Origin of the sequence: Pseudomonas sp. SJZ131 (assembly GCF_007828705.1) — a bacterium.
Lineage (GTDB): Bacteria > Pseudomonadota > Gammaproteobacteria > Pseudomonadales > Pseudomonadaceae > Aquipseudomonas > Aquipseudomonas prosekii.
In genome coordinates this window covers 968,359-993,955 of sequence record NZ_VIVC01000002.1, presented here as the reverse complement: position 1 = coordinate 993,955, position 25,597 = coordinate 968,359, and the positions used below count along the sequence as shown (strand labels likewise).

The window sequence follows — 25,597 nt, the reverse complement described above, 5'->3', positions numbered from 1 at the left end:
GGCTCAGGTCGCCTGTGCCAGTGAGCGTAAAAACTGCAAGGCCTCGGAGGCCATGGGCTGGTACTGATTGAGAATATCGCCGAGGCTGACCCAGAGAATGAACATGCCGAGTACCAGCGTCAGCGGGAAACCGATGGAGAAAATGTTCAGCTGCGGCGCGGCGCGGGTCATCACCCCGAACGCAATGTTGACCACCAGCAACGCCGTGACCGCCGGCAACACCAGCACCAGTGCCGCGCCTAGGACCCAGCCGAGCTTGCCGGCCAATTCCCAGAAATGATTGACCATGAACCCGCTGCCGACCGGCAACGTGGTGAAGCTTTCCGTGAGCACTTCGAACACCACCAAGTGGCCGTTCATCGACAGAAACAGCAGCGTCACCAGCATGGTAAAAAACTGCCCGATCACCGCCACCGAGACACCGTTGGTGGGGTCGATCATCGAGGCGAAGCCCATGCCCATCTGGATCGCGACGATTTGCCCGGCGATCACGAAAGCCTGGAAGAACAGCTGCAAGGAGAACGCCAGCACCGCGCCGATGATGATCTGCTCGCCAATCAGCAGCAGCCCGCTCAGGTCCAGCGGATTGACCGGTGGCATCGGCGGCAATGCCGGCGTGATCACCACGGTTATCGCCAGCGCAAAGTAGGCGCGCACGCGGCGCGGTACCAGGGTTGTGCCGAACACCGGCATCAACATCAGCATCGCGCCGACGCGAAACAGCGGCAACATGAACGTCGCCACCCACGTGCTGATCTGGGTATCGGTCAGCTGCAGCAACGACATGACTTAGCCGATGACCGTAGGAATATTGCCGTACAGCTGCAGGATATATTCCATGAAGGTTTGCGTGAGCCACGGGCCGGCGACGATCAGCGTCACCAGCATCACCAGCAAGCGCGGCAAGAAGCTCAGGGTTTGTTCGTTGATCTGCGTCGCGGCCTGGAACATCGCCACCAGCAAGCCGACCAGCAGACTCGGGATCACCAGCACCGCCACCATCATCGTGGTCAGCCACAGCGCTTCGCGAAATATGTCTACGGCGACTTCCGGGGTCATGGCGAAACACCTCCAAAACTGCTGGCCAACGTGCCGATGATCAGCGCCCAGCCATCCACCAGCACAAACAGCATGATCTTGAACGGCAGCGAAATGATCAGCGGCGACAGCATCATCATCCCCATCGCCATCAGCACACTGGCCACGACCAGGTCGATGATCAGGAACGGAATGAAGATCATGAAGCCGATCTGGAAAGCGGTTTTAAGTTCGGAGGTGACAAACGCCGGCACCAGAATGGTCAGCGGCGCCTGATCCGGCGTCGCGATGTCGGTGCGTTTGGACAGGCGCATGAACAGCTCCAGATCGCTGGTGCGCGTCTGGGCGAGCATGAAATCCTTGATCGGCACTTGCGCCTTGAGCACGGCGTCCTGCGCGGTCATGGTTTCCGCCAGGTACGGCTGGAGGGCATCGTTATTCACCCGGTCGAACACCGGCGCCATGATGAACATCGTCAAGAACAGCGCCATGCCAGTGAGGATCTGGTTCGACGGCGTCTGCTGCAAGCCGAGGGCCTGGCGCAGGATCGAGAAGACGATGATGATCCGGGTGAAACTGGTCATCAGCATGACGAACGCCGGGATAAAACTCAGCGCCGTCATGATCAGCAGAATCTGCAGACTGACCGAGTATTCCTGCGCGCCTTGCGCGTTGGTGCCGAGGGTAATTGCCGGGATCGACAACGGATCGGCGGCCAACGCCAGCGGCGCCGCCAGCATCAATGCCAGCGTCAAGACGATGCGTAACGCACCCATTACTTCTTATCCTTCTGATCCTTGCCCAACAGTTCCATCAGGCGCTGGGCGAACTCCGGGGTGGTTTTTTCCGTGGCGCTCGGGACGTGCACCGGCTCCTTGAGCACATGCAACGCGGTGATGGTGCCGGGGCTCAAGCCCAGCAGAATCTGTTCGTTGCCGACCTGCACCAGCATCAACCGGTCACGCGGCCCGAGTGCACGCGAACCGACGATTTCGATCACTTGGCCCTTGCCTGCCGGTCCGGCCTGCTGCACCCGGCGCAACAGCCAGGCGAGGAAGAAAATCAACCCCAACACCAGCAGCAGGCCGAAGACCAATTGCGTCAATTGCCCGGCCACGCCGCTGTTGACCGCTGGCGCTGCGGCCGCTGCCGTCGCCGCCGGTTCGGCCGCCAGGACGCTGAAGGGCAGCGCCAGCAACAACCCCAGAACCTTGTTCACTCAGCGCAGCTTCTTGATGCGTTCGCTTGGGCTGATCACGTCGGTCAGGCGAATGCCGAACTTTTCGTTGACCACCACCACTTCGCCATGCGCGATCAGCGTGCCATTGACCAGCACGTCGAGCGGCTCGCCGGCCAGACGATCCAGCTCGATCACCGAGCCCTGGTTGAGTTGCAGCAGGTTGCGGATGTTGATGTCGGTGCTGCCGACTTCCATCGAAATCGACACCGGAATATCGAGAATCACGTCCAGGTTCGGACCGTCGAGGGTGACCTGATCGTTGTTCTTCGGCACGCTGCCAAACTCTTCCATCGGCAGACGGTTGGAGCCCGAGCGGCCGCTGTCGGCAGCCAGCAGCGCATCGATATCGGCCTGGCTGGCATCGCCGGTTTCTTCCAGCGCGGCGGCCCATTCATCAGCCAGTGCCTGGTCGTCCTGGGCGTTCATATCGTCGTTCATCGTGTGTCCTCGGCGAGCCGCTCTTTAACAGGAAGCGGCCAGTGTTAAATAGGGAGAATTGAGCGTCGCTCAGCGACGCTCGATCGGCTCGATCACTTGCAACGCGAGGTTGCCTTTGTGCGAGCCCATCTTGACCTTGAACGCAGGCACGCCGTTGGCGCGCATGATCATTTCTTCCGGCATCTCGACCGGGATGATGTCGCCCGGCTGCATGTGCAGGATGTCGCGCAGACGCAACTGACGGCGGGCCACGGTCGCGCCGATCGGCACGTCGACGTCGAGCACGTCCTGGCGCAGGGCGTTGACCCAGCGCTCGTCCTGATCGTCGAGGTCGGACTGGAAACCGGCGTCGAGCATTTCGCGCACCGGCTCGATCATCGAGTACGGCATGGTCACGTGCAAATCGCCGCCACCGCCATCGAGTTCGATGTGGAAGGTCGATACCACAATCGCTTCGCTCGGGCCGACGATGTTGGCCATGGCCGGGTTCACTTCCGAGTTGATGTACTCGAAATTGACTTCCATGATCGCCTGCCAGGCTTCTTTCAAATCGATGAACGCCTGCTCCAGCACCATGCGCACCACCCGCAGTTCGGTCGGGGTGAATTCACGCCCTTCGATCTTCGCGTGACGGCCGTCGCCGCCGAAGAAGTTGTCCACCAGTTTGAACACCAGTTTGGCGTCGAGGATGAACAGCGCGGTGCCGCGCAACGGTTTGATCTTGACCAGATTGAGGCTGGTCGGCACGTACAGCGAGTGCACGTATTCGCCGAACTTCATCACCTGCACGCCGCCCACGGCAACGTCGGCGGAGCGGCGCAGCATGTTGAACATGCTGATGCGTGTGTAACGGGCGAACCGCTCGTTGATCATTTCCAGGGTCGGCATGCGTCCGCGGACGATGCGGTCCTGGCTGGTCAGGTCGTAACTTTTGACGCTGCCGGGTTCGGAAGCGGTATCGGTCTGCACCAGACCATCGTCGACGCCATGCAACAGCGCATCGATCTCATCCTGGGACAGCAGGTCCTGCACGGCCATGTCGTGTTCCTACTGCAGTACGAAATTAGTGAAAAGCAGCTGTTCGATCACCACTTTGCCGAGTTCTTTCTGCGCCACTTCCTGGACGCTGGCAGTGGCCTTCTGCCGCAACATTTCCTGGCCAACCGGCGTCGCCAGAGTAGCGAAATCCTGGCCGGAGAACAGCATGACGAGGTTATTGCGGATGACCGGCATGTGCACTTTGAGTGCTTCGAGGTCAGCCTGATTGCGCCCGAGCATGGTGATGCTCACCTGCATGTAGCGCTGGCGGCCGTTCTGGTTGTAGTTGGCAACAAAGGCTGGCGCCATCGGTTCGAAAATCGCCGGTTGTTTGCCGGTCGGCGCGGTTTCAGCCGTCTCGGCAGGTTTGCTCTGGGCGTTGTGCATGAAGTACCACGTGGCCCCCACGGACAAGCCGATGGCCAGCAGCACTGCCACCACGATCAAAATGATCAGCTTCAGTTTGCCTTTGGTTGCAGGGTCTTTAACCACTGCTGCCGCTTCACTCTTCGCCATGCCAATAATCCGTCACTATTCAGGTTTTCACAGTCGCACGGCAAGGCAAGAGCAAGTGTTATGCCAGAAGTGTTGCAGATCGCTTAAGCAGGGATCGCCAGCCAGCGCAAAACCAATGTGGGAGCGAGCTGGCTCCCACAGGTCTGGCGTTTGATCAGGCGTAGTAATCGACGGCGCTGGAGCCGATGACGCTGGTGCTGCTGGCCGCCACTTCGGCAACGGTCGGCGCGATCTCATCGTCCATCGAATCAACGCGTCCGCCACTGGCGCTGGTGCGGCCGCCCTGCCCTTGCTGGGCTTGTTGCTCCTGGCCTTGCCCCTGCCAGCCACGCGACTGGTCGGAGACGTTGACATCGACCTGGCCCATGCCCTGCTGCGCAAACATGTCACGCAAGCGATGCATTTGCCCATCCAGCGCCTCGCGAACGCTCGGGTGCGCGCTCATGAACGTGATTTGGGTCTGCTGGTCCGGGACCATGTTCACCCGAATATCCAGGCGCCCCAACTCAGCCGGTTGCAACTGAATGTCAGCAGCCTTGAGGTTGACGCTGGACAGGTACATCACGCGGTTGACCACTTCCTCGGTCCAGCCGCTTTGATGCATGGCGATCGGCTGATTGACCGGCACGGCGACGTTCGCAGTTTTCGGCGTAGCGGCCTGGGTCAATGCCGCCAGACGACTGGCGAAATCATCGACGCGAGTGTCGCTGCTGCTCGACGACAAGTCTTTCAGGCCTTCATTGAGCAAGCCGCTGAAAGCCTTGTCGCCGCCCTGACCGGTGCTGTCCTTGTCGCTTTGCACATTGAGCATGTTGGCCATGCCAGCAGTGAAGTTCTGCGCGGCTGTCGGCTCACCATCGGCGGAGAGCTGCGCCGCAGTGGCTTTCGTTTGATTCTGGCTGGACGCCGAGACGTGGCCACTTTGCTCCATGGCCATGCGCAGGGCCGGCAAGGCATCCAGCGGATCGGCTTCAGGATCGAAATCAGTGTCGGCAGTCGCGGCGGCTGCAACCGGCAGTGCAGCGGCCGCCGCAGCAGCAGCAACGGCGGCCGCTTGCGGTTGCTCGGTGGCGACTGTCGGCGGCGTTTCCGGCGCGGGTGCGGGCGTTACGGCTTGAGTGGCTTGCGCCAGCGCCGGGTCGAGCGTCGGATCAACTGGCGATGCATCAACCGGCGACGCATCGACCGCTACCGGCGTTTCGGCGTCCGCGTCTTGCTCGCTGGCACTCTTGTCGTCGGCTGCCGCCGGTTTATCGGCGGGCAAGGATTTGCCGCTATCGGCAACCTTCTGGTCCGCAGCGGCAGATTTGTCATTGCTCACGTCTTTCTTGGCAGGCGCGTCCGCGACCTTGTCACGCGCCGGTTTGACCGGCGCTTCGGCCAGCATGGCAGGCTTTTTTTGCGCCTGTTTGGCGAAAACATTGGCGAAGCTGGCTGCCTTATCCCCAGGCTCAGCGGCCGCTACCGGGTTATTGGCAGTGGCAGCTTGAGATTTGGCCTTGGTAGCGGCCTGAAGAAGCAAATTGGGGGTAACGGGCATGACGCGGTCTCCGCTGCACTGGGATCGTAGGTACAGTTGTGAAAGGTGATTGCAAGGTGCGAGCCAGAATGCCCGCAGCGGAGAAAAAAACGCTGAACAGTGGGATTATTCGGCCAGAGAACGCTGGCGCTCGGCTTCGTAGAGTGGACGGACGATGGCGAATTCACCGTCGATTTCGCCCACCAGTTTTTCGATTCCGGACAACTGTTGATCTTTGGCGCGTTGCTCAAGCTCATTGCACAGCTCAGCCAGGCGCGTGGCGCCCATGTTGCTGCTGCTGCCCTTGAAGCTGTGCGCGGCGTTCATCAATTGCACCGCATCGTCGGCCTTGCGCAGCACGCGCAAGCGCTCTTCGGAATCGGCGATGAAGGTATCGAGCAACGTCGGATACTCACCTTCCATCACCTCTTGCAACGCGCTGAGCACGTCGCGATCCAGATGTGTATCAGCCACTTGTTCACTCCTTGATCAAGAATTCGCGGAATTATGCCAGAGCCTCCCAGTAAAACTCCACGTGCGCACTACGACCATCGTCGGACCAGCTCGCCTTGTGGCTCAACTGTCGGATCAGACTGACACCACGGCCCGACAGACGGACGCCATCCACCGGCCGCTGCATCACCCGCGCAACATCAAAACCCTTGCCGCTGTCATCGACGCGAATGTTCAGGCGACCGCCCTGCTCGGTCGGCGTGACCTGCAAATGCAGGCGCACGTAGCCGTCCTGCAACTGATCGAGGCGGGTATTGCGCTCCTGATAATAGCGGGCGAAACCCGAGGCATCGCGCTTGAGACTGGAATCGAGGCCGAGCACGCCATGCTCGAGCGCGTTGGAATACAGTTCGGCGAGCACGCTGTACAACGCGCCACTTTGCGCCCGCAGGCCGTGCACTTCCTGTAACAACTGCAGCAGGTACGGCAATGGATTGAAGCGCTTGAGAGAGGCGGCGCGGAATTCGAAACTCACCGACCAGTCCAGCGGGCACGACTGGCCGCTGTCGGAGTACACCGGCGCTGGCGGGCTCAACTGTTGCGCGTCGAGCAGGCTGATCTCGACCATGCTCACATCGTCCCGGGCCTCGCCACGGAAGTCGCGCAGGGCCTGCTCGATGTCCTCGAACAAGTGATCCGGCTGACGGTTGGCGGCAAACACTTGCTGCAAGCGCTCGACGCCAAATAACTGTTCGTTGGCATCGCAGGTGTCGATCACCCCGTCGGACAACAGGAACACCCGGTCACCCTGTGCCATCGGAAACACTTCGGTACGGTCATTGAAGGTCTGCGGGCTCAACACGCCCAGCGGCAAATGCCGCGCCGGCAGCGGCGTGCGCTCGCCGGTGGTGATGCTGTGCAGGTAACCGTCGGGCATCCCGCCATTCCAGACTTCCACCGAGCGGCTCTGAAAACTCAGGCACAGCAACGTGGCGCAGCAAAACATGTCCACCGGCAGGATGCGTTTGAGCTTGGCATTCATTTCGCGCAGGGTTTCCGACAAGCCGTAGCCCTTGGCGGTCATGCCATAAAACACTTCCGCCAGCGGCATGGCGCCGACCGCTGCCGGCAAACCGTGCCCGGTGAAATCGCCGAGCAGCACGTGCATGTCGCCGGCCGGGGTAAACGCGGCCAGCAGCAAGTCGCCGTTGAACAGCGCGTATGGCGATTGCAGGTAACGAATGTTCGGTGCATTGAGGCAGCCGGAATGCGCGACTTTGTCGAACACCGCTTTCGCCACCCGTTGCTCGTTGAGCAGGTATTCGTGATGTTTGGCGATCTGGTCGCGCTGCTCGAGGACAGTCGCCTGCAAGCGGCGCAAGCGATCCATCGCCTTGATCTTGGCGGCGAGGATCACTTGGTTGTACGGCTTCGCCAGAAAATCGTCGCCGCCGGCCTCCAGGCATCGGGCCAAGGCTTCGCTTTCGGTGAGCGAAGTCAGGAAGATGATCGGCACCAGGGTTTCCCCGGCAAGCGCCTTGATTTGCTGCGCCGCCTCGAAACCGTCCATCACCGGCATCATCGCGTCCATCAACACCAGTTGCGGGCGCTGCTGACGGAAAGCTTCGACCGCTTCGGCGCCATTCGCGGCCGTCAGCACCTGGTGGCCCTGGCGCCGGACGATGCTCGACAGCAGCATGCGATCGGCGGCGCTGTCTTCAGCGATGAGGATCGTCAGCGGTTCGAAGGGCGATTGCACAGGGCTCAACTGACGTTGAACAATTTTACGAAATTGGAGATGGCGAGAATTTTCCGGACATCGGCGCTGGCGTGGGACAACTTGATGTCCGCTTTATCGCCACCGGCGTGATCGCGCAGCAGCAGCAACATGCCAAGCGCGGAGCTGTCGAGATAAGTAGCGTCCTTCAAGTTGACTTCGAAGGATTTAGGTTTTGGCTGGAGATTTTCGTAGGATTCACGAAATCCCTGATGCTTGGCGTAATCGAATCGTCCGGAGATCACAATCGTCAGTTTCTGCCCATCTGGAGTTAGTTCTGTAACGACTGACATTTAACGGCTTCCTTGTCATTGAACAATGTGTGTACAAGGTTTAGCACCTGCCGTGGAAGCCGGCAAGGCGGGAAATATTGTCGCGCCAGCCAGATCGCCTTCGCTGCAGGAGCGAGGCTTGCCCGCGAACAGCGATAACGCGCTTGATCTGACTCAATACGGATCCTGTCGCGGCAACCGCTGCGACAGTTCATCAAGCAGCTTTTGCTCGCGCCGGTCTTCGAGCTTGCGCGCCTCGTCCATGTAGCGCTGGACCAGTTTGCGCAAACCCTCGACCCGGGCAAACGCCTGCTGCCAGGCGTCCCGTGCTTTATTCAGATTGTTCTGGTGCCAAGCGAGGCTTTGGCGCTGCTGGTCGATGGCCGTCCCGAGCTGCGCCAGAAAGCCCTGATACCCAAGCAGCCACTGCCCGGACACGCCGCCGCTGCCGCGCACGATCCATTGCTCCTGGTAATCGAGGCGAAAGGCTTCAAGGTCAGCGAGTTTGCTCTCTGCCAGGCGCACCTGGCCCTGAAAATGCCCGAGACGCTGCACCGCAGCCTTCTCGGCTTTTTCGGCCATTTCGACCACGGGCGCCAAACGCCCGGCTCGGCTCTGGGCCATGGCCGGTTAACCGCCGGCCGCTGGGGCGAAAATGCTGCCGAGGTAGGCTTCGCTTTCGCCGAGGCTGATGCTGTCGTTCAAACCCTGCCGCAAGTAGCGGACCAGCTGCGGCTGCAACGAGATCGCCAAATCGGTTTCGCGATCACCGCCCGCGACGTAGGCGCCAACGCTGATCAAGTCGCGGCTCTGCTGATAACGCGACCACAACTGCTTGAAATACTGCGCGCGCATCATGTGTTCCGGCGTCACCACCGATGGCATCACCCGGCTGATCGACGCTTCGATGTCGATGGCTGGGTAATGACCTTCTTCGGCCAGACGCCGGGACAACACGATGTGGCCGTCGAGTACGCCCCGCGCGGCATCGGCAATCGGGTCCTGCTGGTCATCGCCCTCGGACAACACGGTATAGAAAGCGGTGATCGAACCGCCGCCCTTCTCGGCGTTACCGGCGCGTTCCACCAATTTTGGCAACTTGGCGAACACCGACGGCGGATAACCTTTGGTCGCTGGCGGCTCACCAATGGCCAAAGCGATTTCGCGCTGGGCCTGGGCGAAACGGGTCAGCGAATCCATCAGCAACAGGACGTTTTTGCCCTTGTCGCGGAAATATTCGGCAATGCGTGTGCAATACATCGCGGCGCGCATGCGCATCAGCGGCGCATCGTCCGCCGGCGAGGCGACCACGACGGAGCGTTTGAGGCCTTCTTCACCCAGAATGTGTTCGATGAATTCCTTGACCTCACGCCCCCGCTCACCGATCAGCCCGACGACAATAATGTCGGCCTCGGTGAAGCGCGTCATCATCCCCAGCAGCACAGATTTACCCACGCCGGTACCGGCGAACAGGCCCAGACGCTGACCGCGACCGACCGTCAACAAACCGTTGATGCAGCGAATGCCGACGTCCAGCGGTTCGCTGATCGGGTGGCGTTTGAGCGGGTTGATCGTCGGGCCGTCCATCGGCACCCAATCCTCGGCTTTCATCCCGCCCTTGCCGTCGAGCGCGCGGCCGGCGCCATCCAGCACTCGACCGAGCATGCTCATGCCCATCGGCAAACGGCCGGTATCGGCCAGCGGCACTACACGCGCGCCGGGCGCAATGCCGGCGACGCTGCCGACTGGCATCAGGAATACTTTGCTGCCGGAAAAACCCATGACTTCAGCTTCAACCTGCACCGGGTGATAACTGGTGTCGTTGATGACCATGCAACGGCTGCCCATGGCGGCGCGCAAACCCTCGGCTTCGAGGGTCAGGCCGACCATGCGCAGCAAGCGTCCTTCAAGGATCGGCGCGCCTTCCAGCTCCGTGGCCTCGGCGTAACCGCTGAGGCGCTTGGCGAAACTGGTGCGATCAAGGCGCATCGGTCGGGTCCGGCTCGGCGGGCGATTCGGCGTCTGGCGCAAGACCAGATTCGGAAACTGGATCGGCCGCCGGTTTGGCGTCGACCGGCAGTTCCAGACTCAGGTCCGGCGCGGCCGGGTGCAAGGCTTGTTCGTGCAACTGATCGAACAGCTTGTCCATCACTCGCGCAACGCGGGTTTCGATGGTCGCGTCGATGCGGCTGTGCTCGGTTTCAACCCGGCAACCGCCGGGCAGCAGCGCCTCGTCCTCGACGATGCGCCAGGTTTCATCATGGCGCTCGCGCAGGGCTTTGACCTGTTCGAAATCCTGCGGATTGATGTACAGCCGCACATTGCCCACGCCCAGCGGCAACAACTTGAGCGCTTCGCGCATGACGCTTTCGATTTGCGTGGAGTCGATCGCCAGTTCGCGCTGAATCACCTGTTTGGTGATGTGCTGCACGAGGTCGACCAGGGATTTTTCAATCTGCGAATCCTGCTCGGCGATGGGTTCGAACAAATGCCCCATCAACTGCTCCAGCGCGGAAAGCTTGGCCGACAAAGCGACGTCCGCTTCCTGGCGAACCTTGAGCGTGGTGCTGTGGAAACCCTCTTTTTCGCCGGTGGCAAAACCTTCGTTGTAAGCCTCCTGACGGATGCTTTCGAGCTCTTCGAGGGTCAGTGGCTGGACTTCTTCCAGCGGCACTTCTTCCATTTCCGGCGGTTCAGGCTCGGCTTCCGGTTCGGGCTCAGGCACATGCGGGTCGAAGCTTGGCAGCGACCAGATGTCGAAATTGCCGACCTGCTTGCCACGGATCAGGTCGGTATTGGACTCATCATGTTCGGACGACATAGTGACCTTAAATCATCTCTTCGCCGCCCTTTCCACCGAGAACGATTTCTCCGGCTTCGGCCATACGGCGGGCAATGGTGAGGATTTCTTTCTGTGCAGTTTCGACGTCGCTGACGCGCACCGGGCCTTTGGCCTCGAGGTCGTCGCGCAACAGTTCGGCCGCTCGTTTGGACATGTTCTTGAAGATCTTTTCCTTGACGCCTTCGTCCGAACCCTTGAGGGCCAGCACCAGCACGTCGGAGGACACTTCGCGCAGCAACGCCTGAATCCCGCGGTCATCAACATCGGACAGGTTGTTGAACACGAACATGAGGTCTTCGATCTGACCGGACAGGTCTTCGTCGACTTCGCGAATCGAATCCATCAACTGACCTTCGATCGAGCTGTCGAGGAAGTTCATGATGTCGGCCGCACGCTTGATGCCACCGAGGGTGGTGCGCGAGGCGTTCGAGTTGCCGGAGAACTGCTTCTCGAGAATCTGGTTGAGTTCTTTCAGCGCCGCTGGCTGCACGGTATTCAACGACGAGACGCGCAGAATGATGTCCAGACGCACCTTGTGGTCGAAGTTGCCGAGCACTTCGCCAGCCTGGTCCGGGTCGAGATACGCGACCACGATTGCCTGGATCTGCGGGTGTTCGAAACGAATCACGTCGGCGACGGCGCGCGGCTCCATCCACTTCAGGCTGTCCAGGCCACTGGTGTTGCCGCCCAGCAGAATGCGGTCGATCAGGCCGTTGGCCTTGTCTTCGCCCAACGCCTGAGTGAGCATTTTGCGCACGTAGTCGTCGGAACCGACGCCGAGGCTGGTCTGATCGCCGACGATGTCGACGAACTCGCTCATCACCTGCTCGACCTGCTCACGGTGCACGTTACCCATTTGCGCCATGGCTACGCCCACACGCTGGACCTCTTTGGGCCCCATGTGGCGCAACACTTGGGCGGCATCCGTCGAACCGAGCGACAGCAGCAGGATCGCGGCTTTATCGACACGGGACAGTTTGGCGACAGCGGCTCGGTTATCACTCATCTGCGTTAATCCACTCTTTCACGACCTGGGCCACACGGCCCGGATCTTCTGCCACCAAACTTTTGATTGCGTTCAACTGGGCGTCATAGCCTTCGCTCGGGCTCGGCAGCAAGATGCTGGTCGGGCCGCCGAGGCTCACGCGGTCGTTGGCCAGTTCGCCGTCCAGGCCGCCCATGCCACCCAACTCGACGTCGCTGCCGATGCCGGCCAGTTGTTTGCCTTTGCCGCCACCGGTGATGTTGTTCAGCACCGGACGCAGCACACCGAACACCAGTACAAGGATGAACAACACACCCAGCACTTGTTTGACGATGTCCCAGAACCAAGGCTGGGAGTAGAACGGAATATCGGCAATCACTTCGCCGCGTTCGGCGGAGAACGGCATGTTGATCACGCTGACGCTGTCACCACGGCTGGCGTCGAAACCGACGGCGTCCTGCACCAGGCGAGTGAAGCGTGCCAATTCGTCGGCGCTCCACGGCGCACGGCTGGTTTCACCGTTGGCCGCGTTGACCTTGACCTGATCATCGACCACCACCGACACCGACAGGCGATTCAAACGACCCTGTTGCTGCTTGGTGTGGCTGATGGAGCGATCGAGCTCGAAGTTCTTGGTGGATTGTTGACGCTTGTCCGCAGGGTACGGTGCAAGCATAGGCTGGCCGGTGGCCGGGTCCATGATTTGCTGACCGTTGGCATCAAGCAATGGCTGACCTGGCTGCACCATGCCCGCCGCCGCAGTCGCGCCACCGGTGGTTTGCGGCGCCGAGGCTGGCGCTGGCGGCTGGTTGCTGAGGGCACCCGGCACACCTTGCGGGCCATTGCTGGAAGTACGTTGTTCAGAGGTCGATTGCTCGCTGCGCAACGCCGGTTGATCCGGGTTGAACTGCTCGGAAGTCGACTCGACAGCACTGAAATCGACGTCCGCCGACACTTCTGCCTTGTAGCGGTCGTTGCCCAGCACGGGTTGCAGGATGTTGTGCACACGCTGGGTGAGCATGCTTTCCATGCGACGGCTGTAATCGAATTGCTTGCCGGCCATGGTCAGTTCGGAGTTTTCCGCCTGATCGGACAGCAGGTTGCCCTTTTGGTCGACGACGGTGATCTGCGACTTGCTCAGCTCAGGCACGCTGGTGGCAACCAGATTGATGATCGCCAAAACCTGACCTGGCTCCAGCGAACGGCCGGAATACAGCTCAACCAGAATCGACGCACTTGGCTTGCGCTCATCACGCACGAACACCGAGCTTTTCGGGATCGCCAGGTGCACGCGGGCACCCTTGACGTTGTTCAGGCTGGAAATGGTCCGCGCCAGTTCGCCTTCGAGGCCGCGACGATAACGGGTCGCTTCCATGAACTGGCTGGTGCCCAGACCCTGTTCCTTGTCGAGGATTTCAAAACCGATGTTGCCGTCGCTGGGAGTGACACCAGCGGCCGCGAGCTTGAGCCGCGCGCGCGACACATCATCGGCCTTGACCAGCAAGGCACCGGAATTGGGTTCAACGGAATAAGGAATGTCGGCGGCGGCCAGGGTTTCCATGACCTGCTTGGCGTCCATCCCGGCGAGGCTGCCGTACAGCGGCCGGTAATCCGGCTGCTGCGACCACAACACCACGGCGAAGCCAATCGCCACGCTCGCAGCCAGGCCGACCAACAGGCCTACCTGACGCAGCATGGTCATCTCGGAGAGGTTTTCCAGGAAGGACAACCCGAACAGCGGCGGTTTGCCGTCTACCGGGGTGGCCTTGGCCGGAACATTATCGGCGATCGCATCAGCCATGACTCAATCTCGTCCTTAAACCGGCATCTGCATGATGTCTTGGTAAGCCTGAACCAACTTGTTACGCACTTGGGTCAACGCCTGAAAAGACACAGTAGCCTTCTGCGAGGAAATCATCACGTCCGTCAGATCAACGCCGCTTTTGCCGATCTCGAAGGCATTGGCCAACTGGCTCGACGCCTGCTGGGTCTCGCTGACTTTATTGACGGCCATGCCAAGCATGTCTGCAAAGCTGCTGCCACCGAGTTCGGGAACGGCTGCAGTCGATTTGGGTGCCGACATTGCGTCCATTTGCATGGAACGCATGTCCAACATCAATCGATTAAATTCAATACCTTGGCTCATGGTCTCTCTCTCTGACGACCCGCAATTTTTTGACACTCACTCGGCGGGTATACAGGTGTTAGCAACAAGGGTGCCAGCTCGGCGAGACAGCCTTCAGAAAAGCCTGCAGATGCGAAAACTACTGTAGGAGTGAGCCTGCTCGCGATTAGCGCTGTGTCAGTTACATAAATGTCGACTGATAGACCGCTATCGCGAGCAGGCTCGCTCCTACAGGGGGTTATGCGGCGCGCCGCACTCAAGTGGCGAACAGGTACGCTTCCACGTCCATGCCGGCGTCACGCATTTGCGCGAGTTTGTAGCGCAGGGTGCGCGGGCTGATGCCCAGGCGTTCGGCGGCTTCCTTGCGGCGGCCACGTTCGGCGCGAAGGGTGTCGATGATCATCTGGAATTCATGGCGACGCAGGTCATCGCCCAAGGCATTCGCCGACTCTACATCCACGTCCGCCGCCCGCAGCGGCGTCAGCGTAGATGCCAATGTCGGCGCCAACGTCGGCAACGGCGCACAGGCCACCGGCCCCGACAGGCAGAAATCCTGCGGCTGGATCAAGCCGCCCTGCTGCAGAATCAACGCGCGCTGAATCGCATTGTCCAGTTCGCGCACGTTGCCCGGCCACGGATAACCGATCAGGCACGCCTGCGCGTCCGGCGACAGACGCGCCGCCGCATGCTTCATTTTATTGACGTGTTTAGCCAACAGCCGCTCGGCCAGCGGCAGGATGTCGGCGGTACGCTCGCGCAACGGACGCCAGGCCAGCGGAAAAACCGACAAACGATAATAAAGGTCTTCACGAAAACGCCCCGCCGCCACTTCACCGGCCAGGTCACGGTTAGTAGTGGCGACCACGCGAATGTCCAAAGTGATCGGCTTGCGCGCACCGACCCGCTCGACTTCGCGCTCCTGCAACACCCGCAGCAACTTGGCCTGCAGGCCCATCGGCATTTCGGAAATCTCGTCGAGCAGAATGGTCCCGCCGTCGGCCTGTTCAAACTTGCCGGCCTGAGCGGCGATGGCGCCGGTGAACGAACCTTTCTCATGACCGAACAACGTCGCTTCGAGCATGTTGTCGGGAATCGCCGCGCAGTTGATCGCGATAAACGGCTGATTGGCGCGGTTCGAGTGCTGGTGAATAAAACGCGCCAGCACTTCTTTGCCAGTGCCGGATTCGCCGGAAATCAACACGGTCGAATCGCTGCGCGCCACGCGCTTCGCCAGTTCCAGCAACTGCGCGCTGGCCGGTTCGAAGGCGATCGGGCCTTCGCTGTCGCTTGCGCCGAGGCTGCCGAGCGCGTGCCTAGCCACCAAATCCAGCAAGGCTTTGGGCTCAAAAGGCTTGACCAGATAATCCGCCGCGCCCTGGCGCATCGCATCGACGGCACGCTCGACGGCGCCATGCGCAGTCATCAGCAACACCGGCAATTGCGGTTGACGCGCGCGCAGCAACGCCAACAGTTGATGGCCGTCCATGCCCGGCATATTGACATCGCTGACCACCAGATTGAACGCCTCGACAGCGACCGCCGTCAGCGCCTCTTCGGCAGAACCGACAGCCTTGAAATCGTGGCCCGCGAGCAGCAGGGTGTCGGCCAGTGCTTCGCGCAGCGCGCGGTCATCCTCGACCAGTAAAACCTTGATTGGCATCCCCTTCACTCCATCTGCGCTGCGCTGGAAAACAACGGCAAGGTCAGTAACGCAGACGTGCCGCGACCGAGCCGCGAGCGCAACTGCAATTCTCCCTGATGCGCGCGAGCCACTGCCTTGACCACGGTCAGGCCAAGCCCGGTTCCAGTGGTTTTGGTGGTGAAAAAAGGCTCGCCCAATCGCGCCAGCACCACCGGCTCAATGCCGCTGCCGCTGTCGCTGACACACAGGCGCAAATGGTTGTCGCGGCTATACAGATGGACTTTCAAGCGCACCGCGCCGCTGCTGGCCTGAATCGCGTTTTCGATCAGGTTCAGAATCGCCCCGACCAAGGTGTCGCGATTGCACAGCAATTCGCCGGCATGGCTGTCGCACTGCCAGCGAATCGGCAAATCCTGCACATGCGTCAACGCCGCCGCTTGCAGCGCCTGCATGAGTTCTTTGGGGGTGACGCGGTTGGTCAGCGGCAGTTCGCCACGGGCAAACACCAGCATGTCGCGCACCTGATGTTCGAGTTCATGCAGACGCTCTTTCAAGCGCCCGGCAAAACGTTGCTGGGTGGCGACCGGCAATTCCTGCTCGGTCAAATGACTGGCGTACAACAGCGCGGCGGACAGCGGTGTGCGGATTTGATGAGCGAGCGAAGCCACCATGCGCCCCAGCGACGACAAACGTTCGTGGCGCGCCAGTTGATCCTGCAAATGCCGGGTTTCGGTGAGGTCGTTGAGCAACACCAACTGACCGGGCTCGGCATCCAGCGAGCGCGTGGCAATCGACAGGCGCCGACCGTCCTTCAGGGAGATTTCATGACCATCGTCTTCACGGGGCGCGAAACAACGGGCGATGACCTGGCGCCACAACTCGCCTTCGAGTGGCAAGCCGAGCAATTCGCACGCGGCCGGGTTGGCTTCGCGCACCATGCCTTGGGCATCGATGACGATCACGCCGCCGGGTAACAGATCAAGGAGGTTTTGCAGACGGTTGGCCAGGCGTTCCTTTTCCGCCAACTCTTGCATGCGCTGGGCGCTGACCACTGCCAGCTCACCTTTGAGCTCGGTGACGCGGGCTTCGAGCATGCTGTAGGAATCGGTCAACTGGCTCGACATCTGGTTGAACAGCGCGAACGCCTGCTCAAGTCCGAGACGGCTCGCCTGCTCTACGGGCAGCGGCAGCCCCGAAGTATCAGGGACAGGAGACATCTGGGCGGCTTGGGGCATCGTGCTCTCTCGCTTGGCTGACCGTCAGTTAAACGGAACGTTGCGAGAGCTATAGCAATACCCGTGCCTAAAAAAAATCGCTTACAAATGAACGACTTGAAAAACAGGCGTCAATCATCCGCCTGTTCATCTCCATCACGACGACTCATGCCGTACTTGCGCATCTTTTCCACCAGCGTGGTACGACGAATACGCAGGCGTTCGGCGGCGCGCGCGACGATGCCATTCGCATCATCCAGCGCTTGCTGAATAAGCCCTTGCTCCAGACCACCGAGGTAGTCCTTGAGGTCCAGGCCTTCCGGCGGCAGCAAGGCATTGGCGCTGAAGTCAGGCGTGTGACCGTTGATGGCCACGCGCTCTTCGAGGTCGCTGCGCAGGCTGTCGACCAGTTGCTCGTCTTCGTCGTCGACGTAGCGGAATTTCTTCGGCAATTCGACCACGCCGATCACCCCGTACGGATGCATGATCGCCATGCGTTCCACCAGGTTGGCCAGCTCACGGACGTTGCCCGGCCAGCCGTGGCGGCACAGGGACATGATCGCGGCGGAATTGAAACGGATCGAGCCGCGTTTCTCGTGCTCCATGCGCGAGATCAATTCGTTCATCAGCAACGGAATGTCTTCGACACGTTCGCGCAGCGGCGCCATCTCGATTGGGAACACGTTCAGGCGATAGTAAAGGTCTTCGCGGAACGTGCCGATCTCGATCATGCTTTCGAGGTTTTTGTGCGTCGCGGCAATGATGCGCACGTCGACGCTCTGGGTCTTGTTGCTGCCCACGCGTTCAAAGGTACGTTCCTGCAGGACGCGCAACAGCTTGACCTGCATTGGCAGCGGCATGTCGCCGATTTCGTCGAGGAACAGCGTACCGCCGTTGGCCAGTTCAAAACGCCCGGCGCGGCTGGTGATCGCCCCGGTGAACGCGCCTTTCTCGTGACCGAACAATTCGCTTTCCAGCAACTCGGCCGGGATCGCCCCGCAGTTGACTGGAACGAATGGCCCGTCGCGGCGCTTGGAGTGATAGTGCAAGTTGCGCGCGACCACTTCCTTGCCGGTGCCGGACTCGCCGAGGATCAGCACGCTGGCGTCGGTGTCAGCGACTTGCTGCATCATCTGGCGCACGTGCTGAATCGCCCGGCTGGTGCCGACGAGGCTGCGGAAAAGATTGGGTTCGCGGTGACGACCGCGCTCGCGGGCCTGGTCGTACATCTCGCGATAGACCTGGGCACGGTGCAGGGAGTCGAGCAATTTGCTGTAGCTGGGCGGCATTTCGAGGGTCGAAAGCACTCGGCGACGCTGGTCTTCGGGCAAGTCAACGGAAGAATTATCGCCCATTAACAAAACCGGAAGGAACTCATCCCAGGTTGAGAGTGTCTTTAACAAGCCCAAAAGCGCGCCAGGAGCATTCACCGTCCCGATCAGTACGCAAATGACTTCACGACTTGATGACAAAGAGCCGACCGCCTGCTGCCAGTCATGGCTGCCGCAGGGTAAATTTTCTTCGCCAAGAAAATTAAGGATCACCGCCAAATCGCGGCGGCGGACGCTATCGTCATCAATAAGCAGAATTTTGGTTTCACGCCACATGCAATAGCAACTTCCCTAGTCAACTCAATGCCCGAAATGAGGGGGCAAGCTAGACGCTTGCAGACTCGTTAAGCCTGTAGACGCCTGAAATCTGGATACAGCCACTAGTTAAGTCAAAAAACTGTGCACAGTCAAATTTATGGCGCACTAGTTTGGATTAACCGGGGATTAATTAACCAAACAGATGGTAAACCTTTGCGGCGTTCTGCGCTTGGTGGATCTGAGACATCTCGTCGACAATTGCCTGCCGCTCCCCCATCGCCACTTCCAGAAGCTGCTTGTAGACATACAGCAGCTCCTCGAGGTTGTCGCGCAACGCGGCCTCGTCCAGCGAAGCTTCACTCAAGACGTCTTCCATGCAGGACCGGCAATCCAGATCCAATTGACCGATCACCTCCCAGTTACGGTCGGCCAATGCACTCACCAACGCTACGCGGGTGTGTTCGATTCGCTGCAAAACAAGACTCATGGTGATCTCCTTAAAACTGAGGACCTGGCGCCGCGATGGCGTCCCAGCCTTCTTTGACCGTGCGCAGCAAACCCGCGACTTCGTCGAGGATCCGCGGGTCACTCTTGATGTTCGCCTCGGCGAGACGCTTCATCATGTAGATGTACAACTGGTCGAGCTCGCCGACGGCTTCGGCGGAGTTCTCCAGGTCCAGACCTTCACGCAGGCCGCCGACAATGCCGATCGCCTTGCTGATCGATACGCACTTGCCCGGCACATCTTTACGCTCGATGGAGCCTTTGGCCTGGGCGATACGATCCAGCCCACCTTCCATCAACATTTGCACCAGGCGGTGCGGACTGGCTTCGGACGTTTGCGCCTGTGCGCCAACCTTCTGATATTGCCGAAGGGCTAACATTGGGTTCATGTTTTACCTCATTGCCACGTTGACTCGTATGACCACTGTATCGTCGTCGAGCCAGAAAACTTTAGATTGAAAAGACAAAAACCCGGCGCACTTGAAAAAGCGTAGCCGGGTTTTTGTCGTCAGTTCATGACTACTTGCTGGACTGCTGCGCGTTCAGCGACGCGAAGAACGAGGTGATGTTGCTGGCCGTCGCCTTCATTTGCCCGACAATCAAATCCATCGCGTTGTACTTCGCCGTCAGGGTCGCAGTGAGGCTGGTGACGTGCAAATCCAACGCTTTCTGCTGGGTCGTCAGCGCCTTGCCGACAGTCGTCAGGTTGGAACTGCGTTGATCCAGCAGCCCGCCAGTCTTGACGTAAGGATCGACAGCAGCGCTCATGCGCGCCAGCAGGCCATTGGTCGAATTGGTCCCGGTGAACAACTGCTGCACCTGACCGGCCATGCCGTTAGTAGCCATGTTTTTGGTGAACGCTGCCGAGTCGAACGCCAGGTTACCGGTGTTCTGGTCGGTCATGACCCCGATCTGCGACAGCACCGCCAACGGACCACCGGCGCCGGGCGCAGTCAACTGACCGCGGATGTCGGCAATCAGCGAACGCGGCAAGGCATCACCCGTGAACGCCGCAGAAACGGTCGGATTACCCTCATCGTCGGCCGTCGCTTTGGACAAGGTATCGACGGTTTTCTTCAGGGTGTTGTAAGCATCCACAAACGCCTGGACGGAGGTCTGCAAACCGGTGGTGTTGTTGGCGACGGTGACCACAGCGGCGGTCGGCGGCGTGCCGGGGCTGACGGCGGCGAGATTAAGCGTCAAGCCACTGATCGCGCCCGTGACCGTATTGCTTTTGCTGGTGACGGTCAGACCATCGATGGTCAGCAATGCATCGCTGGCAATCCCGTTGACCGCACCGGAGGCGCCTGGCAACGGGGTATCACTCATCGGTTTGGTGCCATCGATCTCCAGGCCGGCGATGCCGCTGACGGTGAGGTCGGAGCCGGCGCCAGTCTTGTTCGAACTGATCACCAGACGCGAAGCGCCGGTGCTGTCCGTCACGATGTTGGCCGAAATACCGTTGGCGCCCTGCGCGGTGTTGATCGCGTCCCGGGTTGACTGCAGGGTCGCATTGGCGGGAATCGCGACATCGTAGTCAGTGCCATTTTGACTGATTTTCAGAGTACCACTCGGAATGGCACTGGCAGTTCCGCCCGCAAAAGCAGCGCTCGCCACTTTCGAGCCGGTGGCCAGATTTTTCACGACAACGCTGTAAGTCCCGGCCACCGCTGTGTTGTCCGAGGTCGCAGCGAGAATCGAGGCATTGCCTGAAGAAGCAGTAAAACCCGCAAATGCAGGAGTCGTCGTACTGCCCAGGTTTTTCATCGCCGTTTGAAACGCGGTCAATGCGCTTTTCAGGGCACCGACACCGGAGATTTTCAGCGTATTGGTTTTGGTCTGCGTATCGATCTGGGTTTGCTTGGCCGATTTGTCGGCACCAACCAGCGCACTGACGATCGCGCCGATGTCCAGACCAGAGCCTAGACCCGAACCCGGTAGAATTGGACTTGCCATGTGCATCTCCCTCTCTGTGTATCGCCGGTCTTTTGACCACTCTCAGCGATCAATGATCGTACAAACACGTTTCATGCCAGCATCAGGCTTTGGCGTCGAACAACACGTTACTGGCGTTATGCAGGCTTTCCGCGAGCTTCATTGCTTCGGCCGACGGAATCTGTCGAATGACTTCACCGGATTCACTCGCGATCACTTTGACAATGACCTTGCCCGATGTTTCATCGATCGAAAACTCAAGATTGCGCTTTACCGACTGGACGAATTTTTCAATTTCCTGCACGGCAGTTTTGAGTTTTTCCGAATTGTCCGGGTTGCGCGATTCCGAGCTATTGGCGGCGGCAGCCTTGGTAATTTCCACGCGAGGCTGTTCGGCCGGCTTATCGGTAGTGCTGAGTGCCGGTTTCGCGGCCGGGTAAGACAAATTCAGCTTCACGCTCATGTCCATGACCATCACCTCTTAAACGGAAAAAGCGAGAGAGCACGCAAGCGCACTCCCCCGCCAAAACTCAATCCGATCTTACTGAAGCAGTTTCAGTACGGCGGATGGCAGCTGGTTAGCCTGGGCCAGAACAGCGGTGGAAGCTTGTTGCAGAGTTTGCTGTTTGGTCAGGTTAGCTGTTTCTGCGGCGAAGTCGGTATCTTGTACGCGACCCTGTGCAGCAGTGGTGTTTTCAGTGATGTTTTGCAGGTTGGAGATGGTGCTGGTCAGACGGTTTTGCGAAGCACCGAGGCTGGCGCGAGTGGTGTTGATCGACGCAATGGCGGCATCGATAGCAGTGATCGCGGCGTCGGCTGCTGCAGCAGCGTCGCTTGGGGTAGCGCCGGTCAGAGCAACAGTACCGCTGCCTACCGACAGGCTGACGGCGTCGAACTTGCCGGTCAGGTCCAGGTCGATGTGGTTAGCCGAACCAGTGTTTGCGCCAACTTGCAGAGTTACAGTACCAGCCGAACCGTCGAGCAGGTTTTTGCCGTTCAGGTTGGTGGAAGCCGAGATACGGGTCAATTCGTCAGACATCTGAGCGAATTCGGAGTTGGTCGCTTCCTGGTCTTTGTCGCCGTTGGTGCCGTTACGTGCTTTAACAGCCAGTTCACGCATACGTTGCAGAATGTCGGTCGAAGCCTGCAGCGCGCCTTCAGCGGTTTGCGCAACGGAGATACCGTCGTTGGCGTTCTGGATTGCCTGAGTACCACCACGGATCTGCGAGCTCATGCGAGTAGCGATCTGCAGGCCGGCGGCGTCGTCTTTGGCGCTGTTGATTTTCAGGCCGGAGGACAGGCGCTGCATCGAGGTCGAAAGTGCATCGGAAGCACGGTTCAGGTTTTTCTGAACGTTCAACGATGTAACGTTAGTGTTTACTGTTAAAGCCATGACGAATTCCTCGTTGGTTGGGTACTGCGGCTTCCGGCCCTGGCAAGCGCCGGGTGTGGCCTAGAGAACCTTCGTAATAGTTATCGTCGGTTTGGCAGGTTGCTTGAGGGCTTTTTTAAAAATATTTGCCATCACCCGGCCACCCCCCGGAAAACAAAGGCTTAGCGCGATTCCAGCCACATAAAAATGACGTCATAAAACTGTCCGTGGCGCCAAGTGGCGTTGCAGCGCTGCCGAAAGCCACTTTTCGCGCAGGCAAAAAAAAGCGTTCAAGGGATGCCTTGAACGCTTTTTTTGTAGCCGGCTGAGGTTTTTTCGTCCCGCCTACTGCTTAAGGACGATAAATAATCGCCGAGCCCCACGACAGGCCCACACCAAAACCGCTCAGTGCCACGCGCTTCCAGTCCGAGTCCAGTACGTGTTTTTCGAGCAATAGCGGAATACTCGAAGACACTGTGTTGCCGGTCTCGACCATGTCCTTGATGAATTTCTCCGGCTCGCCTTCGAACCGTCGGGCGACGGCGTCAACAATCGCCGCGCTGCCCTGGTGAATGCAGAACGCGTCGATATCGGCAGCCTGCAAATTCGACTCGTCGAGCAACTCGTGCAAATGCGCCGGGACTTTGAGCAAGGCAAAATTGAAAACCTGACGACCGTTCATATAGAACACGCCATCGGTGACCTTCAAGTGCGGCGCGCCGGAACCGTCGGTGCCGAACTTGGCTTTGCCCAACTGCCACGGCGCGTCTTCGCCCATCCACGTAGCGGTGGCAGCGTCGCCAAACAGCATGGTGGTGTTGCGGTCTTCCGGGTCGACGATCTTCGAGTACGGATCGGCAGTGACCAGCAAGCCGTTTTTCAGGCCGGTGGCTTCCATGAAACCCTTGATCGCGTAGATACCGTAGACGTAACCCGAGCAGCCCAGCGAGATATCAAACGCGGCAACGTTGGTCGACAAACCGAGTTTGTCCTGAACAATTGCGGCGGTGTGCGGCAGGCCTTCTTCGTCGCCGTTCTGGGTGACGACGATCAGCACGTCGATGGATTCGCGTTTCAGCTCAGGGTTGCTGGCGAACAACGCGTTGACGGCTTCGACACACAGGTCCGAGGTTTCCTGCGCGGCGTCTTTGCGCGGCAGGAACGCTGAACCGATCTTGCCAAGGATGAACTCTTCATCCTTCTCGAATTTTGCACCTTGTGCGTAATTGTCCACGCCGGCTACAGGAACGTAGCTCGCAATGCTTTTTATGCCAATCATTACGGCTTCCCAATAATAAACAGCCCAATACCACCGCTCGCAAGGATTCGAGGGGCGCCGACATACAGTGATTTTCAGTCGCCGCAACGGGCGACAGCGGGGAGCGTTGAGGGCTATCACTGGACCCGATAACGGGCCAGGCGCCATCTCCCCGGTCAATACAATACAGTGAAGATGCGCGTTATGACTCACAGGTCACGCTATTTTGCCGAATCAACTCGACAACCGATATTCGACCAATGAGCCGCGGCGTGCCGTGGCGAGCTGGTCGGGTACTAGATGAAGGGCTCGGGCAGATCCAGGTCTGCGGGCATCAGACGGGTGAATACGCAGGCACTCTGCGTAAAACCGGCCTCAGCAAACAGCCTCAGCGACGGCTGATTGCCAGGTAACACCTGCGCGCTGAGGCTTTGCAGTTGTGGCCAACGGGCGCGAACAAACGCCTCGCCGCGCGCCAGCAGCGCCCTGCCCCACCCGAGGCCACAACGCCCTTCGAACAGATAAATCGATACTTCGGCGCTGACGCCGCGCAGCTCATAACGCATCACACCGGACCGGGCCATCAGCGGCCTCTGCGATCAGCAACAAGCGCTGCGGATTGACCAGGCTCGCCGCAAGCCACGCCTGATGCGCCGGCCAATCGATCTCGCGGCTGTCCAGCGACCAGCGCCGCACCGCCTCGGCGTTGCGCCCGGCGAACAACAGACGAGCGTCGTCGAGCGTCGCCTCGCGCAGCGGCAACATTGCGCCGACCAGCGCCGCCGCCACGCGTTGCGCCCCTCGGCCATCGACCAACTGTCGCGAGCGCTCGGCCATGCTTTGGCGCAAGCCCTGATTGCCGGCGACAAAACCCACCGCCAGGCGCAATTGCTCGACGCTGACCTGCTCACGCGCGCCGAGAAACACGTGCGCGCCCGAGCTGGCCATGACCTCGCCATTGGCCTGCTGATTATTCGACACAGCAATGGAAATCGTCGGCAAGCCCATCGCCGCGCGCTCCCAACTGGTGCCGCCACCGGCGCCGACAAACAGATCGGCTTCGGTCATCAAACGCTGAAAATCGCTGACAAAACTGTGCAGGCGCCAATTTGGCCGCGCGGCCGCCAGCGCTTGCATCTCGTCCCACGCCGGGTTGGCGGCGCCCGCGACGAAATCGACCTCAAGATCGTGAAAGTCCTGCAACGCCAGCATCGCGTGATGGGTTTGCCGCGCCGCATCGAAGCCGCCGAAGTTGACCAACACGCGTTTGGCCACGGGTTTGATCGGCAGCGCCGGGCAGCGAAATTCGTCGCGCAGCATGGCGAAGCGCGGGCCGAACAAGGTCTGGCAATCGTCACCGAGCAGGCCAACGTAGGCCTCGGCGGTACCCGAGAGATTCTGATTGAGCAGCAGATCGACGCGGTAAGTGCGTGTCGCCAGATCATCCACCGCCGCGATCCGTGGCGCCCAGCGCCGAGCAGCGGTTTGCCAGTGATGATCGAGGCCGTAATGGTCGACGATGACCCAATCGAACGCTGAGTGGTTTTGCAGCAATGGGTCCAGCGCATCGATGTCGGCCTGCCACGGCAGCATCGACTCGATGGCCTGTTGCGGGTCTTCATCGGGATAACGCGCCGGCAAGCAGAACGTCTGGAAACCCTCGGCGGCGAGGCTGTCGAGGCGATGACCGGGCAGTTCGCGACAGGCAAACGCGACGTGAACGCCTTGCTGGCGCAGGGTTCTGGCCAAGGGCAGCAGACGGGCGATATGCCCGCTGCCAATCGTCGGCGAGGCGTCGGAGCGGATCAGCACTCTCATCGCCACGCACTCGGCACTTTTG

General features: G+C 60.0%; 26 protein-coding genes and 1 pseudogene. All 27 read right to left on the bottom strand.

Annotated elements, in window-relative coordinates; translation table 11 throughout:
• Positions 1 to 3: 3 nt before the first annotated feature.
• A complete protein-coding gene (gene fliR, locus FBY12_RS11535) occupies positions 4 to 786 on the bottom strand; it encodes a flagellar biosynthetic protein FliR (RefSeq protein WP_121733522.1) in 783 nt (260 codons plus the stop codon).
• A gap of 3 nt (positions 787 to 789) precedes the next feature.
• On the bottom strand, positions 790 to 1,059 hold the full coding sequence (gene fliQ, locus FBY12_RS11530; protein ID WP_092271433.1) for a flagellar biosynthesis protein FliQ: 270 nt from the start codon (positions 1,057 to 1,059) through the stop codon (positions 790 to 792).
• Positions 1,056 to 1,814 carry a flagellar type III secretion system pore protein FliP gene (gene fliP, locus FBY12_RS11525; protein WP_092271435.1) on the bottom strand — a complete coding sequence of 253 codons (759 nt, stop codon included), beginning with the start codon at positions 1,812 to 1,814 and terminating at the stop codon, positions 1,056 to 1,058. Before fliP ends, fliQ begins: the two co-directional genes overlap by 4 nt.
• Positions 1,814 to 2,257: a flagellar biosynthetic protein FliO gene (gene fliO / locus FBY12_RS11520; protein ID WP_121733523.1), complete on the bottom strand. Its 444-nt coding sequence runs from the start codon at positions 2,255 to 2,257 to the stop codon at positions 1,814 to 1,816. Before fliO ends, fliP begins: the two co-directional genes overlap by 1 nt.
• The gene (gene fliN, locus FBY12_RS11515; protein ID WP_145252936.1) at positions 2,258 to 2,716 is read right to left on the bottom strand and encodes a flagellar motor switch protein FliN; all 459 of its coding nucleotides are present in this window, start codon (positions 2,714 to 2,716) and stop codon (positions 2,258 to 2,260) included. It lies immediately after the preceding gene.
• A 69-nt stretch (positions 2,717 to 2,785) separates the two neighbouring features.
• On the bottom strand, positions 2,786 to 3,754 hold the full coding sequence (fliM, locus tag FBY12_RS11510) for a flagellar motor switch protein FliM (protein WP_092271441.1): 969 nt from the start codon (positions 3,752 to 3,754) through the stop codon (positions 2,786 to 2,788).
• A 9-nt stretch (positions 3,755 to 3,763) separates the two neighbouring features.
• Positions 3,764 to 4,270, bottom strand: coding sequence for a flagellar basal body-associated protein FliL (gene fliL, locus FBY12_RS11505; protein ID WP_121733525.1), 507 nt, complete (start codon positions 4,268 to 4,270; stop codon positions 3,764 to 3,766).
• 154 nt (positions 4,271 to 4,424) lie between these two features.
• The gene (locus FBY12_RS11500; RefSeq protein WP_145252935.1) at positions 4,425 to 5,810 is read right to left on the bottom strand and encodes a flagellar hook-length control protein FliK; all 1,386 of its coding nucleotides are present in this window, start codon (positions 5,808 to 5,810) and stop codon (positions 4,425 to 4,427) included.
• A 105-nt stretch (positions 5,811 to 5,915) separates the two neighbouring features.
• Positions 5,916 to 6,263: an Hpt domain-containing protein gene (locus FBY12_RS11495; RefSeq protein ID WP_145252934.1), complete on the bottom strand. Its 348-nt coding sequence runs from the start codon at positions 6,261 to 6,263 to the stop codon at positions 5,916 to 5,918.
• A gap of 31 nt (positions 6,264 to 6,294) precedes the next feature.
• Complete coding sequence (locus FBY12_RS11490; RefSeq protein WP_145252933.1) at positions 6,295 to 8,001, bottom strand: fused response regulator/phosphatase; 1,707 nt, start codon at positions 7,999 to 8,001, stop codon at positions 6,295 to 6,297.
• Positions 8,002 to 8,006: 5 nt separating this feature from the next.
• Positions 8,007 to 8,312 (bottom strand): STAS domain-containing protein, encoded by a 306-nt coding sequence (locus tag FBY12_RS11485; RefSeq protein ID WP_121733529.1) that lies wholly within the window; start codon positions 8,310 to 8,312, stop codon positions 8,007 to 8,009.
• A gap of 153 nt (positions 8,313 to 8,465) precedes the next feature.
• Positions 8,466 to 8,915 (bottom strand): flagellar export protein FliJ, encoded by a 450-nt coding sequence (gene fliJ, locus FBY12_RS11480; RefSeq protein WP_092271453.1) that lies wholly within the window; start codon positions 8,913 to 8,915, stop codon positions 8,466 to 8,468.
• Between the two features lie 6 nt (positions 8,916 to 8,921).
• Positions 8,922 to 10,280 (bottom strand): flagellar protein export ATPase FliI, encoded by a 1,359-nt coding sequence (fliI, locus tag FBY12_RS11475; RefSeq protein WP_121757366.1) that lies wholly within the window; start codon positions 10,278 to 10,280, stop codon positions 8,922 to 8,924.
• Entirely contained in the window at positions 10,270 to 11,112 is an 843-nt protein-coding gene (gene fliH, locus FBY12_RS11470) for a flagellar assembly protein FliH (RefSeq protein ID WP_145252932.1), read from the bottom strand. Before fliH ends, fliI begins: the two co-directional genes overlap by 11 nt.
• Positions 11,113 to 11,119: 7 nt before the next feature.
• Positions 11,120 to 12,139, bottom strand: coding sequence for a flagellar motor switch protein FliG (gene fliG / locus FBY12_RS11465; protein ID WP_092271459.1), 1,020 nt, complete (start codon positions 12,137 to 12,139; stop codon positions 11,120 to 11,122).
• Positions 12,132 to 13,919 carry a flagellar basal-body MS-ring/collar protein FliF gene (gene fliF, locus FBY12_RS11460; protein ID WP_092271461.1) on the bottom strand — a complete coding sequence of 596 codons (1,788 nt, stop codon included), beginning with the start codon at positions 13,917 to 13,919 and terminating at the stop codon, positions 12,132 to 12,134. Before fliF ends, fliG begins: the two co-directional genes overlap by 8 nt.
• A gap of 15 nt (positions 13,920 to 13,934) precedes the next feature.
• Positions 13,935 to 14,264: a flagellar hook-basal body complex protein FliE gene (gene fliE, locus FBY12_RS11455; RefSeq protein WP_092271463.1), complete on the bottom strand. Its 330-nt coding sequence runs from the start codon at positions 14,262 to 14,264 to the stop codon at positions 13,935 to 13,937.
• A 235-nt stretch (positions 14,265 to 14,499) separates the two neighbouring features.
• Positions 14,500 to 15,903, bottom strand: a complete 1,404-nt coding sequence (locus tag FBY12_RS11445; protein ID WP_145252930.1) for a sigma-54 dependent transcriptional regulator — start codon at positions 15,901 to 15,903, stop codon at positions 14,500 to 14,502.
• 5 nt (positions 15,904 to 15,908) lie between these two features.
• Positions 15,909 to 17,102: a PAS domain-containing sensor histidine kinase gene (locus tag FBY12_RS11440; RefSeq protein ID WP_178111747.1), complete on the bottom strand. Its 1,194-nt coding sequence runs from the start codon at positions 17,100 to 17,102 to the stop codon at positions 15,909 to 15,911.
• A 128-nt stretch (positions 17,103 to 17,230) separates the two neighbouring features.
• Positions 17,231 to 18,706, bottom strand: coding sequence for a sigma-54 dependent transcriptional regulator (locus FBY12_RS11435; protein ID WP_092271469.1), 1,476 nt, complete (start codon positions 18,704 to 18,706; stop codon positions 17,231 to 17,233).
• Positions 18,707 to 18,878: 172 nt separating this feature from the next.
• A complete protein-coding gene (locus FBY12_RS11430; protein ID WP_092271471.1) occupies positions 18,879 to 19,175 on the bottom strand; it encodes a flagellar protein FliT in 297 nt (98 codons plus the stop codon).
• A gap of 10 nt (positions 19,176 to 19,185) precedes the next feature.
• Entirely contained in the window at positions 19,186 to 19,581 is a 396-nt protein-coding gene (gene fliS / locus FBY12_RS11425; protein ID WP_092271473.1) for a flagellar export chaperone FliS, read from the bottom strand.
• Positions 19,582 to 19,711: 130 nt separating this feature from the next.
• Positions 19,712 to 21,148 (bottom strand): flagellar filament capping protein FliD, encoded by a 1,437-nt coding sequence (gene fliD, locus FBY12_RS11420; RefSeq protein ID WP_145252929.1) that lies wholly within the window; start codon positions 21,146 to 21,148, stop codon positions 19,712 to 19,714.
• Between the two features lie 82 nt (positions 21,149 to 21,230).
• Positions 21,231 to 21,596, bottom strand: a complete 366-nt coding sequence (locus tag FBY12_RS11415) for a flagellar protein FlaG (RefSeq protein WP_145252928.1) — start codon at positions 21,594 to 21,596, stop codon at positions 21,231 to 21,233.
• Between the two features lie 72 nt (positions 21,597 to 21,668).
• Positions 21,669 to 22,520 (bottom strand): flagellin domain-containing protein, encoded by an 852-nt coding sequence (locus FBY12_RS11410; protein WP_121733536.1) that lies wholly within the window; start codon positions 22,518 to 22,520, stop codon positions 21,669 to 21,671.
• 331 nt (positions 22,521 to 22,851) lie between these two features.
• The gene (locus FBY12_RS11405) at positions 22,852 to 23,778 is read right to left on the bottom strand and encodes a ketoacyl-ACP synthase III (protein ID WP_121733537.1); all 927 of its coding nucleotides are present in this window, start codon (positions 23,776 to 23,778) and stop codon (positions 22,852 to 22,854) included.
• Positions 23,779 to 24,053: 275 nt separating this feature from the next.
• Positions 24,054 to 25,575 (bottom strand): annotated as a pseudogene (gene pseG, locus FBY12_RS11400) (UDP-2,4-diacetamido-2,4,6-trideoxy-beta-L-altropyranose hydrolase).
• Between the last annotated feature and the right edge of the window lie 22 nt (positions 25,576 to 25,597).

Excerpts from the sequence above, each read along its gene's own strand:
- FBY12_RS11445 (WP_145252930.1), bottom strand. The coding sequence starts at position 15,903 with ATGCCAATCAAGGTTTTACTGGTCGAGGATGACCGCGCGCTGCGCGAA.
- FBY12_RS11500 (WP_145252935.1), bottom strand. The coding sequence starts at position 5,810 with ATGCCCGTTACCCCCAATTTGCTTCTTCAGGCCGCTACCAAGGCCAAA.
- FBY12_RS11405 (WP_121733537.1), bottom strand. The coding sequence starts at position 23,778 with ATGATTGGCATAAAAAGCATTGCGAGCTACGTTCCTGTAGCCGGCGTG.
- fliH (WP_145252932.1), bottom strand. The coding sequence starts at position 11,112 with ATGTCGTCCGAACATGATGAGTCCAATACCGACCTGATCCGTGGCAAG.
- fliR (WP_121733522.1), bottom strand. The coding sequence starts at position 786 with ATGTCGTTGCTGCAGCTGACCGATACCCAGATCAGCACGTGGGTGGCG.
- fliG (WP_092271459.1), bottom strand. The coding sequence starts at position 12,139 with ATGAGTGATAACCGAGCCGCTGTCGCCAAACTGTCCCGTGTCGATAAA.
- FBY12_RS11415 (WP_145252928.1), bottom strand. The coding sequence starts at position 21,596 with ATGGACATGAGCGTGAAGCTGAATTTGTCTTACCCGGCCGCGAAACCG.
- fliI (WP_121757366.1), bottom strand. The coding sequence starts at position 10,280 with ATGCGCCTTGATCGCACCAGTTTCGCCAAGCGCCTCAGCGGTTACGCC.
- fliE (WP_092271463.1), bottom strand. The coding sequence starts at position 14,264 with ATGAGCCAAGGTATTGAATTTAATCGATTGATGTTGGACATGCGTTCC.
- fliD (WP_145252929.1), bottom strand. The coding sequence starts at position 21,148 with ATGGCAAGTCCAATTCTACCGGGTTCGGGTCTAGGCTCTGGTCTGGAC.
- FBY12_RS11435 (WP_092271469.1), bottom strand. The coding sequence starts at position 18,706 with ATGTGGCGTGAAACCAAAATTCTGCTTATTGATGACGATAGCGTCCGC.
- fliN (WP_145252936.1), bottom strand. The coding sequence starts at position 2,716 with ATGAACGACGATATGAACGCCCAGGACGACCAGGCACTGGCTGATGAA.
- fliM (WP_092271441.1), bottom strand. The coding sequence starts at position 3,754 with ATGGCCGTGCAGGACCTGCTGTCCCAGGATGAGATCGATGCGCTGTTG.
- fliF (WP_092271461.1), bottom strand. The coding sequence starts at position 13,919 with ATGGCTGATGCGATCGCCGATAATGTTCCGGCCAAGGCCACCCCGGTA.
- fliL (WP_121733525.1), bottom strand. The coding sequence starts at position 4,270 with ATGGCGAAGAGTGAAGCGGCAGCAGTGGTTAAAGACCCTGCAACCAAA.
- fliJ (WP_092271453.1), bottom strand. The coding sequence starts at position 8,915 with ATGGCCCAGAGCCGAGCCGGGCGTTTGGCGCCCGTGGTCGAAATGGCC.
- fliQ (WP_092271433.1), bottom strand. The coding sequence starts at position 1,059 with ATGACCCCGGAAGTCGCCGTAGACATATTTCGCGAAGCGCTGTGGCTG.
- fliP (WP_092271435.1), bottom strand. The coding sequence starts at position 1,814 with ATGGGTGCGTTACGCATCGTCTTGACGCTGGCATTGATGCTGGCGGCG.
- FBY12_RS11440 (WP_178111747.1), bottom strand. The coding sequence starts at position 17,102 with ATGTCTCCTGTCCCTGATACTTCGGGGCTGCCGCTGCCCGTAGAGCAG.
- FBY12_RS11485 (WP_121733529.1), bottom strand. The coding sequence starts at position 8,312 with ATGTCAGTCGTTACAGAACTAACTCCAGATGGGCAGAAACTGACGATT.
- FBY12_RS11430 (WP_092271471.1), bottom strand. The coding sequence starts at position 19,175 with ATGAGTCTTGTTTTGCAGCGAATCGAACACACCCGCGTAGCGTTGGTG.
- fliS (WP_092271473.1), bottom strand. The coding sequence starts at position 19,581 with ATGAACCCAATGTTAGCCCTTCGGCAATATCAGAAGGTTGGCGCACAG.
- FBY12_RS11410 (WP_121733536.1), bottom strand. The coding sequence starts at position 22,520 with ATGGCTTTAACAGTAAACACTAACGTTACATCGTTGAACGTTCAGAAA.